Source organism: Bradyrhizobium diversitatis, from assembly GCF_016031635.1.
Taxonomy (GTDB): Bacteria; Pseudomonadota; Alphaproteobacteria; order Rhizobiales; family Xanthobacteraceae; genus Bradyrhizobium; species Bradyrhizobium diversitatis.
Genome location: NZ_JACEGD010000010.1, coordinates 117,357 through 132,536 on the forward strand (window position 1 = coordinate 117,357; position 15,180 = coordinate 132,536).

At 64.3% G+C, this 15,180-nt stretch carries 13 protein-coding genes, 1 tRNA gene and 1 pseudogene; 5 read left to right on the forward strand and 10 right to left on the reverse strand.

The window, feature by feature from the left end; all coding sequences use genetic code 11:
- Window positions 1-237 precede the first annotated feature (237 nt).
- From H1B27_RS40045 to H1B27_RS11785, 5 genes and pseudogenes are all read right to left on the reverse strand, one after another.
- Window positions 238-366: pseudogene (locus H1B27_RS40045) on the reverse strand (hypothetical protein); the annotation flags it as partial.
- Window positions 367-540: 174 nt separating this feature from the next.
- The gene (locus H1B27_RS11770; protein ID WP_197966167.1) at window positions 541-1,857 is read right to left on the reverse strand and encodes an aspartate aminotransferase family protein; all 1,317 of its coding nucleotides are present in this window, start codon (window positions 1,855-1,857) and stop codon (window positions 541-543) included.
- A gap of 21 nt (window positions 1,858-1,878) precedes the next feature.
- The gene (locus H1B27_RS11775) at window positions 1,879-2,088 is read right to left on the reverse strand and encodes an ATP-binding cassette domain-containing protein (protein ID WP_246515367.1); all 210 of its coding nucleotides are present in this window, start codon (window positions 2,086-2,088) and stop codon (window positions 1,879-1,881) included.
- 370 nt (window positions 2,089-2,458) lie between these two features.
- Window positions 2,459-2,543: transfer RNA gene (locus H1B27_RS11780), tRNA-Leu, on the reverse strand.
- Between the two features lie 183 nt (window positions 2,544-2,726).
- Entirely contained in the window at window positions 2,727-2,969 is a 243-nt protein-coding gene (locus H1B27_RS11785) for a FliM/FliN family flagellar motor switch protein (RefSeq protein ID WP_011088012.1), read from the reverse strand.
- 68 nt (window positions 2,970-3,037) lie between these two features.
- On the opposite strand from H1B27_RS11785, the gene lipB reads away from it, so the two are divergent.
- Complete coding sequence (gene lipB / locus H1B27_RS11790; protein ID WP_197966168.1) at window positions 3,038-3,787, forward strand: lipoyl(octanoyl) transferase LipB; 750 nt, start codon at window positions 3,038-3,040, stop codon at window positions 3,785-3,787.
- A gap of 172 nt (window positions 3,788-3,959) precedes the next feature.
- Window positions 3,960-4,673 (forward strand): DNA helicase, encoded by a 714-nt coding sequence (locus tag H1B27_RS11795; protein ID WP_197966169.1) that lies wholly within the window; start codon window positions 3,960-3,962, stop codon window positions 4,671-4,673.
- Between the two features lie 50 nt (window positions 4,674-4,723).
- Here the strand turns inward: H1B27_RS11795 and H1B27_RS11800 are convergent, their stop codons facing one another.
- A complete protein-coding gene (locus H1B27_RS11800) occupies window positions 4,724-5,146 on the reverse strand; it encodes a tautomerase family protein (protein ID WP_197966170.1) in 423 nt (140 codons plus the stop codon).
- 114 nt (window positions 5,147-5,260) lie between these two features.
- Here H1B27_RS11800 and H1B27_RS11805 point away from each other — a divergent pair, with 114 nt between their 5' ends.
- Together H1B27_RS11805 and H1B27_RS11810 are read left to right on the forward strand one after the other, a co-directional pair.
- The gene (locus tag H1B27_RS11805; protein WP_197966171.1) at window positions 5,261-6,136 is read left to right on the forward strand and encodes a LysR family transcriptional regulator; all 876 of its coding nucleotides are present in this window, start codon (window positions 5,261-5,263) and stop codon (window positions 6,134-6,136) included.
- Window positions 6,137-6,244: 108 nt separating this feature from the next.
- On the forward strand, window positions 6,245-7,762 hold the full coding sequence (locus H1B27_RS11810; RefSeq protein WP_197966172.1) for a PAS domain-containing hybrid sensor histidine kinase/response regulator family protein: 1,518 nt from the start codon (window positions 6,245-6,247) through the stop codon (window positions 7,760-7,762).
- Window positions 7,763-7,856: 94 nt separating this feature from the next.
- Here H1B27_RS11810 and H1B27_RS11815 read toward each other — a convergent pair whose 3' ends face one another.
- From H1B27_RS11815 to H1B27_RS11830, 4 genes are all read right to left on the reverse strand, one after another.
- Complete coding sequence (locus H1B27_RS11815) at window positions 7,857-8,156, reverse strand: acylphosphatase (protein ID WP_061877225.1); 300 nt, start codon at window positions 8,154-8,156, stop codon at window positions 7,857-7,859.
- Entirely contained in the window at window positions 8,153-9,019 is an 867-nt protein-coding gene (locus H1B27_RS11820; protein WP_197966173.1) for an isocitrate lyase/PEP mutase family protein, read from the reverse strand. The genes H1B27_RS11815 and H1B27_RS11820 overlap by 4 nt, the downstream gene beginning before the upstream one ends.
- A 158-nt stretch (window positions 9,020-9,177) precedes the next feature.
- Window positions 9,178-11,193, reverse strand: coding sequence for an acetyl-CoA carboxylase biotin carboxylase subunit (locus H1B27_RS11825; RefSeq protein ID WP_197966174.1), 2,016 nt, complete (start codon window positions 11,191-11,193; stop codon window positions 9,178-9,180).
- A 165-nt stretch (window positions 11,194-11,358) separates the two neighbouring features.
- Window positions 11,359-12,450, reverse strand: a complete 1,092-nt coding sequence (locus H1B27_RS11830; RefSeq protein ID WP_061881309.1) for a zinc-binding metallopeptidase family protein — start codon at window positions 12,448-12,450, stop codon at window positions 11,359-11,361.
- Window positions 12,451-12,665: 215 nt separating this feature from the next.
- Here H1B27_RS11830 and H1B27_RS11835 point away from each other — a divergent pair, with 215 nt between their 5' ends.
- Entirely contained in the window at window positions 12,666-15,143 is a 2,478-nt protein-coding gene (locus H1B27_RS11835) for a PAS domain-containing hybrid sensor histidine kinase/response regulator (RefSeq protein WP_197966175.1), read from the forward strand.
- The last annotated feature ends 37 nt before the right edge of the window (window positions 15,144-15,180 follow it).

Sequence of the window (15,180 nt, forward strand, 5' to 3'; positions counted from 1 at the left end):
GTCCCCTATCGCCATCGTTGTCCAGCATGCGTCCGCATTGCCGCCAGCACGGTATCCCGATTTCCGAAGGAGTCAGATCTGCGGATCCTCGCCAAGCGAGCAAGCCTGGTGTGCTGATGTCGCCGGAGTCCGCCTCAGGCCGGCCCTAAGGCGAAGATCGCGGTCGCACTCGGCACGTCAGCAGTTCAGGCCGGACCCAACCGACGGAGTGGCGCACTCAAACGCCGAGCGGCCTCATCATTCAATCACCTGAGCCCGATTATCGAGCCATCCCAGATCATTGACCTCGATCTGATCGCGGTCACCAATCAGGACGGTCGTCGTCTCATATTCCACAATTGCTGGACCTTCGATCTTGTTACCTGAACGAAGTTGATCCGCGGGCTGGTCTGCCGGCGTTGTCGGCTATTTTGCGAACACGGTGCTGCCGTCGCGATCGATCGCGACGAGGTCATCGCGAGCCTGCTGGTGGGAATGAGGATCTCAATCCGGCGTCAAGCGAGCGCCGGTCGGAACAGTTCGCGGGTACGGGGAGCCTGATCAGCCGAACGCGGCGACCTCCTCCAGGGACTCCGCAGCCGCCTTCACAATCGTATCCACGTCAGCATCGGTCATCGGCAACGACAGCGCCATCAGGCCATAGCTCGCGACCAATATCCCGCGATTGAGCAGCCTGGTGGTGAACACGGCCAGGCGCTTCGCTTCCATCTCGCTCAAGTAGGCTGAACGATAATCCCGGACGTTGCGATCCGTAAAATGAATCTTGAGTAGCGAGCCCAATCCGACCGCGGTCCCGGCAACGCCGGTCTTGCGGAAAGCCGCATTGATTCCGTCGCGCACAGCGGTGCCGATCCTATCGAGGCGTGAATAGGCTGCTGTGTCGAGCAGCTTCATGGCGGCAAGACCGGCGCGCATGGTGACGGGATTGGCCGAGAAGGTGCCACCGTGCGGGAGCGCCGGCTTGCCGGAGGATGGATCGAACACCGACATGAACTTCTTGCCGCCGGCGATCGCGCCGACCGGGAAGCCGCCGCCGATGATCTTGCCGAGCGTAGTCAGGTCCGGATCGATCCCCCAAAGCCCTTGTGCACCCTCATAGCCGAGGCGGAATGTGATGACTTCGTCGAATACAAGCAGAGCGCCGACTTCCCGCGTGACCTGACGGAGCGCTTCCACATAGGCTCTGTCCGCCGGAACCAGACCTGCTCGGTTCGGCATCGGATCAACGAGTACACAGGCGAGTTCGGGACCATGCTCGCGGATCAGGCTCACTGCCGCCTCGACGTCGTTGAACGGAATGGTCACGACGTCCGCGAGCACGTTGTCGGGCGTGCCTTTGGCATAAGCTACCGATACCGGGGCGTTGCCGCCCCAAGCCGCGGGTGTCGGATCGAGGCTGACTTCAGCGTAGTCATAGGAGCCGTGATAAGCACCCTCGCACTTGGCGATCTTCGGACGACCCGTGTAGGCGCGGGCAGCTTTCAGCGCCATCATCACCGCCTCCGTGCCCGAATTGCAGAAACGGACATGGTCTACCGATGGAAGCCTTGCTGTCAGCAATTCGGCGAGCTCGACCTCGGACTCCGTCGGCATGCCGAAGGCCGAGCCCAGCGCGAGCTGCTTGGTCGCCGCCTCGATCAATGCGGGATGAGCATGGCCATGGATCAGAGACGTGAAATTGTTGATGCAGTCGATATATTCATTGCCATCGACGTCCCGGACTCGGCAGCCGGCGCCTGAAGCTGCGTAGATCGGAAACGGCTTCATGTAGACCGTGGTGCGCGTATTGCCACCCGGCAGGCTCTTCAGCGCTCGCTGATAGAGATCTCGCGATTGAGAATGATTGGCGGGATACATCTTGCCTCCTTGATCCCGGGTTCAACGGCCCAGATAAGCTTCGCGCACGCGCGCATTGTGCTTGAGTTCGCCTGCTGGTCCTTCGAGCACAATGCGCCCTGTCTCCAGCACATAGGCACGATCGGCGACCGAGAGCGCAAGCACCGTGTTCTGCTCCACGACCAGGATCAGACCGGCCTCGCCAATGCACCTGACTTGTTCGTAAACCTCTTCGGCGAGCCGCGACGCCAAGCCGAGCGATGGCCACTCTTCTCTTTCGACCTCGCTAGGGGGCTCGCGGAGTCGATCCGGCTGCAGCGCGCCGGACCGGTCGAGTCATGACTGCCCGAGAATGGCGAGAATCCGTTCGCGGTGCTAACGTGCAAGGTCATCAAGGCAGAGGTGAAGGCGCTTACCTCATCGCAGGCGCGCGCAAGCGAATCGAGAGAAGCTCGGCCTCAGCGGCATGGAAGAGATCGTCGCATTCGATCAGAGCCGTCACTCGACGACCTTTTGCGGGGACCCGACGCGAACAGCGTGCGAACGCGGCGCGGGAACAGAGCGGTAACACCCCCGGACAAACCCAAAAATATGAATGATTTCAACGCCAAACGTGGGTCTATGGTGCGCTCGGAGGGACTCGAACCCCCACGATTTTACTCACTGCCACCTCAAGGCAGCGCGTCTACCAGTTCCGCCACGAGCGCTTTGGGGATGCCGGCTTGAGGCTTGAGGGCCGGCCGGATCAACGGCGCCGATCTAACAAATCCATCAGAGGGGTACAAGCCTGCAAAGGCCCTGAATTCCACAAGCTTTGCAGGAAAGTTCCAGCCCTCTGCCCGAATCGGCCCGTGCTGGTCCCCAGGGCCGTTACCGCCTTCCCCGGGGCCCTACCGGGTCCCCGGCGTGCGCGGCAGCATCTGTTTGACCTCGACCGCGATCCGGTTGCGGTCGACTAGCACGACGCCGGAGGCGACGGGCAAATTATTGGCCAGGACCTTGACCTCGTCGGCCTCGGTAGCATCCAGCTCGATGATGGCGCCGCGGGAAAGACGCAATACTTGATGGATCGGCATGGTGGTCGTCCCGAGGACGACCATGAGATCCACGGTGACTTTATCGAGAGTGGGCACTGTCAGGACCGCCGCGACTTGGGACTCTTCATTTGCGCCTGCGATCATCACCACGTTATGGTTAGCCAATGGTTAATTCGCCTGAAAACCCCCGCCAAAGCCAGCGCCAAGAGCTCGATCTGACGTCGTTTTCCGCGGCAGGCGGCGAGCCCGTCGAATGGCTCATCTCGGATGCTCCGGTGCCCTATCCGGATGCCGTGGCCATCATGGAGGCCCGGGTCGCCGCGATCGCGGCGGGCGAGGCGCCGGAACTGGTCTGGCTGCTCGAACATCCCCCGCTCTACACCTCGGGCACCTCGGGCAAGCAATCAGACCTGCTCGATGCCCGCTTCCCGATCTTCGCGAGCGGGCGCGGCGGGCAACTCACCTATCACGGGCCGGGCCAGCGGGTGGCCTATGTCATGCTCGACCTCAAGCGCCGCCGGCCTGACGTGCGGGCCTATGTCGCGAGCCTGGAGGAATTGATCCTGCGCACGCTGGCTGCCTTCAACATTCGCGGCGAGCGGCGCGAGGACCGGGTTGGCGTCTGGGTCAGGCGTCCCGACAAGGGAGCCGATCACGAGGACAAGATCGCGGCGATCGGCGTCCGCCTGAAGCGCTGGGTGTCGTTCCACGGTATCGCCATCAATGTCGAGCCGGAGCTGTCGCATTTCGCCGGCATCGTGCCCTGTGGCGTCGTCGATCCCCGCTACGGCGTCACCTCGCTGGTCGATCTCGGCCAGCTCGTGACAATGGCCGATGTCGATATCGCGCTCAGGCGGACGTTCGAAGAATTGTTCGGACCAACCCGCGCGCTGCTGCCGGAAGCGGTCGCCTAGCGCTACCGCGTTCTGCGCAGAATCGGCTATACTTGATTCCGGCGTCGCCCTCGCCTCCCCCCTCCGCCGGGAAAGTAGATTTCATGCTGGGCGAATTGATCATCGGACCGACTGTTCGAGCGCTGGGCATAAGGAGGGATTGCGATCATGCTCGCAATGGGAGGTTCTCACGATGAGACTGTCTGCGCCGATCTATCATCTCAAGCGCAAGGCGAAGCGCCTGTCCCGCGAGGAAGGCATTCCACTCCACGACGCGCTTGACCGCGTCGCCACAACGGAAGGGTTCTCCGCCTGGAGCCTTCTCGCAGCGAAAGCCGCGGCGGAGACGCCGGCCGGCAAGCTGTTTCCTCAATTCCGGCCGGGCGAGCTGGTGCTGCTGGGTGCGCGCCCCGGTCATGGCAAGACCCTGATGAGTCTCGAACTTGCGGTAGAGGCCATGAGGAAAGGCAGCCGCGCCGCGTTCTTCTCGCTCGAATACACCGAGAGAGACGTTCTGGACCGCTTGCGGGCGATCGGCGTGGAGCCTGCGCAGTTCGACAAATTGTTCGAGCTCGATTGCTCCGATGCGATCAGCGCCGATTACGTCGTCAAGCAGATGGCCCCCGCCCCGCGCGGCACATTCGTGGTGATCGACTATCTGCAACTGCTCGACCAGCGGCGGGAAAACCCCGACCTGACCGTTCAGGTGCGCGCGCTGAAATCGTTCGCACGAGACAAGGGCCTGATCGTCGTCTTCATCTCGCAGATCGATCGATCCTATGATCCCGCAATCAAGCCCTGTCCTGATCTCAGCGATGTCCGCTTGCCGAACCCGCTGGACCTGAAGCTGTTCGACAAGACGTGCTTCATCAACAGTTCAGAAGTCCAGTTCCGGGCTGCGAGCTGACGATCCCTTGCAACCGGTCGCGGGTGAGATTGCTCACCCGCGATCGGTCATCACGCCGCCTGCAGCGGAACCTCGAGCTTGCCGGCAATGTAGCGCCGCTCCTGGGTCAGGCCGCCAAAGCCGTAGGCATCGCCCCTGACCTCATCGACATGCAGATAGGTCTCGGGATGCAGTGGCCCCAGGACCTCGGCCATGCGCTTGAACATGGCAGCGAGATAAGCCGCCTTCTCGTCCTTGGTGTTGGTGCCCTCGGTGACGTGGATGTCGATCCAGTAGCTTGCGAGCTTCTGCTCGGCGAGCGACTTGCCGCCCGCGAACCAATCGCCCGCATCCACGGACTTCACGATGATGGCGGTGACGTTGGGATCCTTGTGCAGGATCTTTGCCGTGAGCTCGGACACGGCATTGGCGATGTCGGCCTTCAGCGACGGCGACTGGCGAGACGTGGCGTAGGACACTTTGATCAGGGGCATGGTGGTTCTCCTCAAGATGCTGCGCCGGGCCTTGCGCGGCGTTGGTGAGAAGCTAGACCTGCGACCATGATTTTGGTATCTTATCGAGACATATATCAGTGATAACAATCCATAATGAACGCAACGCTCGACATCGCCACGGTCCGGGCCTTCCTGCTGGTTGCCAACCTCCAGAGCTTTACCCGCGCGGCCGAAGCACTCGGCACGACGCAGGCGGCTGTCAGCCTCAAGCTGCAACGGCTGGAGACGTTGCTGGGGAAACGCCTCGTCGAACGCTCGCCGCGCGCGGTTCGGCTCACGGCCGATGGTGCTGATTTCCTCGATCGCGCCCGCGCGCTCATGGAAGCGCATGACCGTGCGTTCTCCGGCGAGGCTTCCGCCGCGCAGTCGCTCTCGCTCGGCATCTCCGACCATGCCGCGGGCCCCGAACTGGTGCCGCTGCTCGAACGGCTGCACGCGATGTCCGCGAATCTCACGCTCGCCGTCACCATCGGTTTCTCGCGCGAGATGCAGGATGCCTATGACGCGGGTGAGCTGGACGCGGTGATCGTCCGCCAGGAGGGCAGCCGCCGCGGCGGCGAGAAGCTGGCTGATGACGAGTTCGGCTGGTTCGCGTCACGACGTTTCACGCTCCCGAAGGGCGAAGCACTGCCGCTGGCAACGCTCACCCCGCCCTGTGGCGTCCGCGCCATCGCCGTGCGCGCGCTCGACAAGGCCCGCACCCCCTGGCGCGAGCGTTTCGTCGGCGGCGGTGTCACGGCCGTGGTCGCGGCGGCGCTTGCCGGACTTGCAATCGCGCCGCTGGCGCGGCGGATCGCGCCTCCGGGCTTGGTCGATATCGGGCCTGCGCACAAGCTGCCGAGGCTCGGCAGTTCGAAGGTGATGCTGCATTCGAAAGTCAGCGATCCCGCCAAGCTCGCGGCACTGCGCGCTGTGGCCGCGACGTTCCGGAGCCTGGCGACGAGCAAGCGGCCGGTCCGAGGAGCCTGATCGCCCGGCGGCCACTGCATATGGTGCGGATATTGCCTAAAAATGTCCCACAGAATGGGAACTAATCCGCCATGTGCGGCGTTTGTCCCCGTCGAGGCGGGGTCCGGAATGACCGAAAAGTTCAATCAACAGAGAGACTTGTTCGAAAGCGAGCGCAGTTTCCGGCTGTTGGTTGAGGGAGTCGCCGACTACGCCCTCTACATGCTTGATCCCAAGGGGATCATCACCAGCTGGAACATCGGCGGCGAACGCATCAAGGGCTATTCGCCCGAGGAAATCCTCGGCCAGCATTTTTCCCGCTTCTACACCGAGACCGACCGCGCCAATGGCAAGCCTGCGCGGGCGCTCGGTATTGCCCGGGAAAAGGGCCGATATGAGGAGGAAGGCTGGCGCGTCCGAAAGGACGGCACGTTCTTCTGGGCCAGCGTGGTGATCGACCCGATCTACGAGGGCGGCGCGCTGATCGGCTTCGCCAAGATCACGCGCGACATCACCGAGCGCCGCAACGCCCAGCTCAAGCTCGAGGCAATGCAGAAGCAGCTCGCCGAGTCGCAGAAATTCGATGCGCTCGGACAGCTCACCGGCGGGGTTGCCCACGACTTCAACAATCTTCTGATGATCATCAGCGGCAGCCTTCACATCCTGAAGAAGGGCGCTTCTGGCGACCCCAAGCTCGAGCGCGCCATGTCCGCGATCGAAACCGCCACCAAACGCGGCGCCGCGCTGACGAACCAGCTCCTCACCTTTGCGCGGCGGCAAAGCGTCAACCCGCAGGCGATCGATTTCGCCGAACGCGTCGCGGCCATCCGCGAGGTGCTCGACGCCGGCGTGGGCAGTTCCGTGCGCCTCGCCTTCGACATTCGCTCCGACACATGGCCGATCAAGGCCGACGTCTCCGAGCTCGAGACCGCGCTGCTCAACCTCGTTATCAATGCCCGCGACGCGATGCCGGACGGTGGCACGGTGACGATCGGCGCGCGCAATGTCGCGCTGAACGAACCTCCCCTCGCCGGCGACTTCGTCGCAATCGACGTCACGGATACCGGGCTCGGAATTCCCTCCGACGTTCTCGACAAGATCTTCGAGCCGTTCTTCACGACCAAGCCGATCGGAGAAGGTACCGGCCTCGGCCTTTCGCAGGTGCACGGCTTCGCTCATCAGGCCGGCGGCACGATAACGGTCGCAAGCGAGCTCGGAAAGGGCACGACATTCACCATCATCCTGCCGCGCGGCACAGATGCGCCGTCGCGCGAGACATCGGGGACGCCTCTCCGCGGCAGCGGCACGGTGCTGCTGGTCGAGGATAATCCCGACGTTGCTCTGGTCAGCATCGGTCTTCTGGAGCAGCTCGGCTATCAAGTGCGCCGGGTCGCCGATGCCGAAGCGGCATTGCGCGAGATCGAGAGCAACGGCGTCGACTTCGTGTTCTCGGACATCGTCATGCCCGGCAAGATGGATGGGCTCAGCCTCGCCCATCGCCTCCGCCAGATCCGCCCCGGCCTGCCGATCCTGCTTGCCACCGGCTACAGCGAGGTCGCCGCCGGCGTACGCGGCGATTTCCCGATCCTGCGCAAGCCCTATGAGATCCACGAGCTGAGCGAGGCGATCGCCAAGCTGCCGCGATGAGGGTTCACCGCGAGAGCTTGAGGCACCTAAGCCTCCTCGCCGTCATGACCGGGCTTGTCCCGCCTGCCCGGGCATGACCACCTCTTGTGAGCGCTTACACCGTCGGCAGCACCGAGAACGCTTCCCCTGCCCTGCGCAAATTCAGCTCATCCACGCTCGCGGTTTCACTGGTGACACTGTCGACGCGCGAGGACGGCGGGCCGTGGCGGCACAGCGCGACCATGTCGGCAACGTGCTTCGGCGCACCAGCGAACAGCGCTTCCACGCTGCCGTCGCGACGGTTGCGGACCCAGCCTTCGAGGCCGCTCGTCGTCGCCTGATACTCGACCCAGGCCCGATAGCCGACGCCCTGCACGCGTCCGCGGATCATGACCTGGAGAATTGCCCGGCTCACTTGTTCAGTCCGAGGACATCGGCGCTGCGCACCCTGGCCTCGCCTTCGCGCATGACACGGGCCATCAGCTCCGGCGACGCCAGGCCCTTGAGGCTTTTCGGCGCCGTGCCCTCGCGCAGCGCCCTCTGCGTCTCGTAGACGGCCTGCGTCGCGGCGGCGATCGGCGCATGGCCCTGCAGCGCGATGCGCACGCGCCGGCTCGCAAGGTAATCGAGCGCGTTCAATTCGTCCGGCGCGCCGCCGAGCACGATCGGCAGGCGCGTGGCAGATGCGATGGCCTCGAGCTCGGCGCGCGACTTGATGCCGGTAAAGAACAACGCATCGACCCCGGTGGCCTCATAAGCCTTGGCGCGGCGAACAGCATCCTCGATCGAGGTGATCGCGGCAGCGCCCGTGCGGCCCATGATCACCAACGACGGATCGCTGCGGCCGCCAAGCGCCGCCTTCATCTTGCCGACGCCTTCCTCGAGCGAGATCAGCTGCGTCTTGGTCTCGCCAAAGGCAGCCGGCAGCAGCGTGTCCTCGATGGTGAGACCGGCCGCGCCCGCCATCTCCAGCTCCTGCACCGTGCGGCGCACGTTGAGCGCATTGCCGTAGCCATGATCGGCGTCGACCAGAACGGGGAGTGTTGCGGCGCGCGACATCCGCCGCATCTGCTCGGCAAGCTCGGTGAGCGTGATGAGGGTGACATCGGGATCGCCGAGCACGGCGAGCGAGGCCACTGATCCCCCGAACATGCCGAGTGGAAACCCGAGGTCCTCGGCAATGCGGATCGAGATGGCGTCGTAGACCGAGCCGGGATGGACGCAAGTCCCGCCCGACAGGATGGAGCGAAGTTTCTCGCGGCGGGAACGAAAGGCCATGGGTGCCCTCTCATTTGTAGCGACGCAGCCGCAACATACTCGGTCATTGCGAGCGCAGCGAAGCAATCCAGGATCTTTCCGCAGAGGCAGTCTGGATTGCTTCGCTGCGCTCGCAATGACGGTGTTCGTGGGGACGCTGAGATCCCCACGAAGACGCTTTACGCAAACTCCAGGATCAGCGCGTCCACCGCGAGTGTCGCGCCCGCGCTGGCGTGGATCTTCTTCACGGTGCCGTCCTGCTCGGCACGCAGCACATTTTGCATCTTCATGGCTTCGACCACCGCCAGCGTCTCGCCGGCCTTGACCTCCTGCCCCTCGGTCACCGCGATCGAGACGACGAGGCCGGGCATCGGACAGAGCAGCTTCTTGCCGGTGTCGGAGGCCGTCGTCACCGGCATCAGCCGGGCAGAGGTCGCTTCTGTCTCGGTCCAGACATAGACCGGCACCTCGACGCCCTGATGCGCGAGGCGGATGCCGTTGGCGATCGGACGCGCCTGCACCGCGACGAGGTGACCGTCGATGGTGCCCTGCCAGACCGGATCGCCGGGCTTCCACGGCGACTGCAAGAGATTCGCATTGCCGGCCTTGCCGTCGGGATCGATGAAGCGGATCGCGATTGCCTCGCCCTCGCGTCCGACCTCGAGCAGGATCTCCTGGCGGTCGAGCCAGACCGAACGGCGTCGCTCGCGCTGCACGATGCGGCCGCCCATCTGGCCCGAGATCTGCCGCTTGCGCTCACCGAGCACGTGATCGATCGCGGCGCCGACCGCGGCGATGCGACGCGCGACCTCGCCTTCGGGCACGCGCACAGCAAAGCCCTTGGGGAATTCCTCGGCGATGAAGCCGGTCGAGAGTCGTCCCTCGCGCCAGCGCGGATGGTGCATCAGCGCGGACAGGAACGGGATGTTGTGCCTGATGCCGTCGACGTAGAACGAATCCAGCGCGGTCGCCTGCGCCTCGATCGCAGCCGCGCGCGACGGCGCATGGGTGACGAGCTTGGCGATCATCGGATCGTAGTGGATCGAGATCTCGCCGCCCTCCTGCACGCTGGTGTCGTTGCGGATGGTGATGCCGTCCTTGCTGGCTTCCGCCGGCGGGCGATATTTCACGAGCCGCCCGATCGAGGGCAGGAAGTTGCGGAACGGATCTTCGGCGTAGAGGCGCGATTCCACCGCCCAGCCGGTCAGCGTGACGTCCTTCTGCGCGATGGCGAGCTTCTCGCCGGCGGCGACGCGGATCATCTGCTCGACGAGGTCGATGCCGGTGACCAGTTCCGTGACGGGATGCTCGACCTGGAGGCGCGTGTTCATCTCCAGGAAGTAGAAGCTCTTGTCCTGCCCTGCCACGAACTCGACCGTGCCGGCGGAGTCGTAGTTCACGGCCTTGGCCAGCGCGACCGCCTGCTCGCCCATCTTGCGGCGGGTGGCCTCATCCAGCAGCGGCGACGGCGCCTCCTCGATGACCTTCTGGTTGCGACGCTGGATCGAGCATTCGCGCTCGCCGAGATAGATCACGTTGCCGTGCTTGTCGCCGAGCACCTGGATCTCGATGTGGCGGGGATCGACGATGAACTTTTCGACGAAGACACGGTCGTCGCCGAACGAGGCCTTGGCCTCGGCCTTGGCGAGGTTGAAGCCCTCGGCGACCTCGGCCTTGGAATGGGCGATGCGCATGCCCTTGCCGCCACCGCCGGCGGAGGCCTTGATCATGACGGGGTAGCCGATCTCGTCGGCGATGCGGACCGCGTGCTTGTCGTCCTCGATGACGCCGAGATAGCCCGGCACGGTCGAGACTTTTGCTTTTGCGGCGGCCTTCTTGGACTCGATCTTGTCGCCCATCGCGGCGATCGCGCCCGGGTTCGGGCCGATGAAGACGATGCCGGCCGCCTCCAGCGCGCGCGGGAACGCCTCGCGCTCGGAGAGGAAGCCGTAGCCGGGATGCACGGCCTCGGCGCCCGTCCTGCGGCAGGCCTCCACGATCTTCTCGATCACCAGATAGCTCTCGGCCGCAGCCGGCGGACCAATCAGCACCGCCTCGTCGGCCATCTCGACATGGAGGGCATCGCGGTCGGCCTCGGAATAGACCGCAACCGTTTGAATTCCCATCTTGCGGGCGGTCTTGATGACCCGACAGGCGATTTCGCCGCGATTGGCGATCAGAATCCGTTTGAACATGCTTTTCTTGAGTCTCGACCTTGGGCGGGACCCGTCTCCTGGCCGTTGGGGCCTATGGGGACGGGCCGTGTGGCTCCCGTGGTACATCAAAATGGGCCGGAGGCAACGGTCTAAATCCGGGGCCTCTGGCGTACCAGCGCAAGACCGAAATGGGCCCGGCGAGCCCTAGGGACGCCGTGCCGCTTCCCGGGGCTTCCCGGCCTTGGCCACGTCCCGGACCAGGCCGTGAATGAAGCCGAGTTTGGCGACCACCGCGGGCGACAGGATGAAGGGATAGAGGTCGCGCAGACCCATGGCGCGGTTGACGCTGTTCATGGCGAAGGTGAAGGGCAGCCATGCGTTGACCAGCGCCTCGATATCCCTTGCCTCGTAAGGGTTGAAGCGGATGCGCGCCGTCAGTTCCCCATCGCGATCGACCCTGGGGCGCACCTCCATGCCGAACTCGGCGGCCATCTCCAGCGTGTCGACGATGTGGAGGTAGTGCGCCCAGGTCTCGGCGAAGTCTTCCCAGGGATGCATCGTGGCGTAGGCCGAGACGTAGCTCTGCTGCCAGTCGGGCGGCGGGCCTTCGGCATAATGGCGCTGCAAGGCCTGACCGTAATCGGCCGCATCGTCGCCGAACACGGCGCGGCATTGGTCGAGCTTGCCGCCGTCGCGCACCAGCACGTTCCAGAAATAGTGTCCGACCTCGTGGCGGAAATGCCCGAGCGGCGTCCGGTAGGGCTCGCCCATTTCGAGCCTGCGCCGCTCGCGCTCGATGTCGTCCGCCTCCTTGAGCGCAATCGTGATCAGGCCGCTGTCGTGGCCCGTCATGACCTTCTGTCCGCTGTTCGGATCGTCGGCAAGGAAATTGAAGATCAGCCCATGTTCGGGATTGTCCTGCCGGGTCTGGAGCGGCAGCCTCCAGCGGATCAGGGCATAGAGTAGACGGTGCTTGGCCACCTCCAGCTCACGCCATCCAGCAAGCTGCGCCGGATCGGAGAGGTTCGGTACCGTCCCATTGTGGCGGCAGGCGCGGCAATAGCCGGTGGTATCGTCCGTGTCCGTCAGCCAGTTGCAGGCGTCGTACTCGGCATTCCGGCACAGCATCCGGCCTTCGCCATTGTCGGCCAATGTCCGCCAGGCTTCTCCGTCGGGCTCGATCGCCGACATTGTCTCCTTCTCCGGCATGAAGGCGACACGATGGCCGCAGCGTTCGCAGGCACGATTCTCGAAATAGAGAACGTTGCCGCAGGCCTGACAGACGAAGAGCTTCAAGATTTAGCCTCTTTGGAAAGGGATTCTTACGAGAGAGTTGGCACCCCGCGAAGACGCCTCGATCGGCAGATCGTTCCAGTCTCCGGAACAAATTGCCGGACCAGACGTTGCCGCGGGGTCGTTCCTCGCATTCAGGCACGCGCTCCTATTTTCCGATACTTTACCCTCTAAACAATGGTCATCACGTTCCGTCTGTGTGAATATCGGTCCGGCACGTGCGCACCCGCATCACAACGGCCGATGCCTTGAACGATCCCTTGCCCGAGACCATCGCCGCCGAAAGGCTGCGCCAACACCTCGAAGACGTCGCGCGCGAGCGCGATTACGCCTATCGCGCGCTGCAGGAGCGCGAGGCCGAGCTCGCACGCATCCAGCGTATCGGCAAGGTCGGCGGCGTCGAGGTCGATTTCCGTGAAGGCTTCAAGAACCTTCGCTCGCCCGAATATCTGATGATCCACGGCCTGCCGCCGGAAGCTGCCGAGGAGTCGCACGAGGATTGGGTCAACCGCATCCATCCCGACGATCGCGACGCGGCCGTCAAGCATTTCTTCGAGGCACTCGCCGGAACGAGCGAAGACTACAGCGCTGAGTACCGCATCATCCGTCCCAGCGACGGCGAGACCCGCTGGATCCGGGTCGTCGCCAAGATCGAGCGCGACAAGGACGGCCGCGCCATCCGCCTCGTCGGCGCCCATATCGACATCACCGACCAGGCGCTGGCGCGCGAGACGCTGCGCGAGAGCGAGGAGCGCTTTAGGCTGATCGCCGACAGCGCGCCGGTGCCGATCTGGGTCACCAAGCTCGATCGCAAGCGGTCCTTCGCCAACCAGGCCTATGTCGATTTCGTCGGCCTGCCCTACGATCAGGCCATCGACTTCGACTGGCGCAAGGTGCTGCATCCCGACGACCTGCCGCACGTGCTCCAGCAATCCGTCCAGGGTGAAGCATCGCTCAAACCCTTCGTGCTGGAAGCGCGTTACAGGAACGCAAGCGGCGAATGGCGGTGGCTTAGATCGGAATCGCAGCCGCGCTGGGACCCGACAGGCAAGCATATCGGCTTCATCGGCGTCGCCCACGACATCACCGTCGCCAAGCAGGCCGAGATCGAGCTCAGGCAGCTCAACGAGACGCTGGAACAGCGCATTGCCGAGCGCACCGCCGAGCTCGAATCCAACGAGGCACGGCTGCGCGCGATCCTGGAGACCAGCAACCAGTATCAGGGCCTGGTCAATCTCCGCGGTGAGCTGCTTTACGCCAACAAGACCGCGCTGGACGGCATCAAGGCACGCTCGTCGGATGTGATCGGAAAGCCGCTCTGGGACACGCCCTGGTTCACCGGCACGGACGGCATGAGTGCCGCCGTGCGAGAGGCCTTCGACAAGGTGCTCAAAGGCGAAGCCGTACGGCTGGAAATGCGCCTGCGCCTTCCCATCGGCGAGCGCGATTTCGATTTCGGCATGCGGCCCGTGCTCGACCGCCACGGCAACATCACCGGCGCGGTGCCCGAGGCGGTCGACGTCACCGAGCGCCGCCGCGGCGAGGAAGCGCTACGGCAATCGCAGAAGATGGAGGCGATCGGCCAGCTCACCGGCGGCGTCGCGCACGATTTCAACAATCTCCTCACCATCATCCGCTCGGCCACCGACTTCCTGCGCCGCCGCGAGCTGCCGGAGGAACGCCGCCGCCGCTATGTCGATGCCATCTCCGAGACGGTCGAGCGCGCCTCCAAGCTGACGGCGCAGCTTCTGGCGTTCGCGCGCCGGCAGCCGCTGAAGCCGCAGATCTTCAACGTCGGCAGCCAGGTCGAAGGTGTGGCGCAGCTGGTCCGGCCGCTGGTCGGCAGCCGCATCGAGATCGCCGTGGAGGTTCAGGATCCCGATTGCTTCACCGTGGCCGACATCGCCCAGTTCGAGGCCGCGCTGATCAACCTCGCCATCAATGCCCGTGATGCCATGAATGGCGAAGGCCGCCTCACCATCGCCGTGCGCAAGGTCCAGGGTATCCCTCAGCTGCGCGCGCAATTGGCGCGCAGCGGCGACTACGTCGCCATCTCCGTCACCGACACCGGAAGCGGCATCGCGCCGGAGCATCTCGATTCGATCTTCGAGCCGTTCTTCACCACCAAGGAGGTCGGCAAGGGCACCGGCCTCGGCCTCAGCCAGGCCTTCGGCTTCGCAAAACAGTCCGAGGGCGACATCGCGGTGACGAGCACGCAAGGCAAAGGCGCAACCTTCACCATCTATCTGCCGCAGGCCCAAAGTCCCGCGACGGACAAGGAAGCCGCGGCACTGACCCATGAAGTCGCGGCGACCGGACGCGGCTATCGCGTGCTCGTGGTCGAGGACGACGACGAAGTCGGCCGCTTCTCCACCGAACTCCTGGAGGATCTCGGCTATGTCGTCCGCCGCGTCGCCAACGCCAACGCGGCACTGGCGATCCTCGGCGAGAACGAATTTGCCGTCGACCTCGTGTTCTCCGACGTCATCATGCCCGGAATGAACGGCGTCGAGCTAGCCGGCATCATCCGCGAGCGCTATCCGGGCCTGCCCGTGGTGCTCACCAGCGGCTACAGCAACGTGCTCGCCGAAAGCGCCCATCGCGGCTTCGAGCTGATCCAGAAGCCCTACTCTGTGGAGTCGCTGTCGCGCATATTGCGCAAGGCGATCACGGAAAAGCTATCCGTGGTGCGGTGAGCGTGAACCAAAGAACGCGCTGTCGTCCCGGACAAGC

Coding starts and splice junctions, on each gene's coding strand:
- H1B27_RS11770 (WP_197966167.1), bottom strand. CDS start 1,857: ATGTATCCCGCCAATCATTCTCAATCGCGAGATCTCTATCAGCGAGCG.
- lipB (WP_197966168.1), top strand. CDS start 3,038: ATGGTTAATTCGCCTGAAAACCCCCGCCAAAGCCAGCGCCAAGAGCTC.
- H1B27_RS11795 (WP_197966169.1), top strand. CDS start 3,960: ATGAGACTGTCTGCGCCGATCTATCATCTCAAGCGCAAGGCGAAGCGC.
- H1B27_RS11800 (WP_197966170.1), bottom strand. CDS start 5,146: ATGCCCCTGATCAAAGTGTCCTACGCCACGTCTCGCCAGTCGCCGTCG.
- H1B27_RS11805 (WP_197966171.1), top strand. CDS start 5,261: ATGAACGCAACGCTCGACATCGCCACGGTCCGGGCCTTCCTGCTGGTT.
- H1B27_RS11810 (WP_197966172.1), top strand. CDS start 6,245: ATGACCGAAAAGTTCAATCAACAGAGAGACTTGTTCGAAAGCGAGCGC.
- H1B27_RS11820 (WP_197966173.1), bottom strand. CDS start 9,019: ATGGCCTTTCGTTCCCGCCGCGAGAAACTTCGCTCCATCCTGTCGGGC.
- H1B27_RS11825 (WP_197966174.1), bottom strand. CDS start 11,193: ATGTTCAAACGGATTCTGATCGCCAATCGCGGCGAAATCGCCTGTCGG.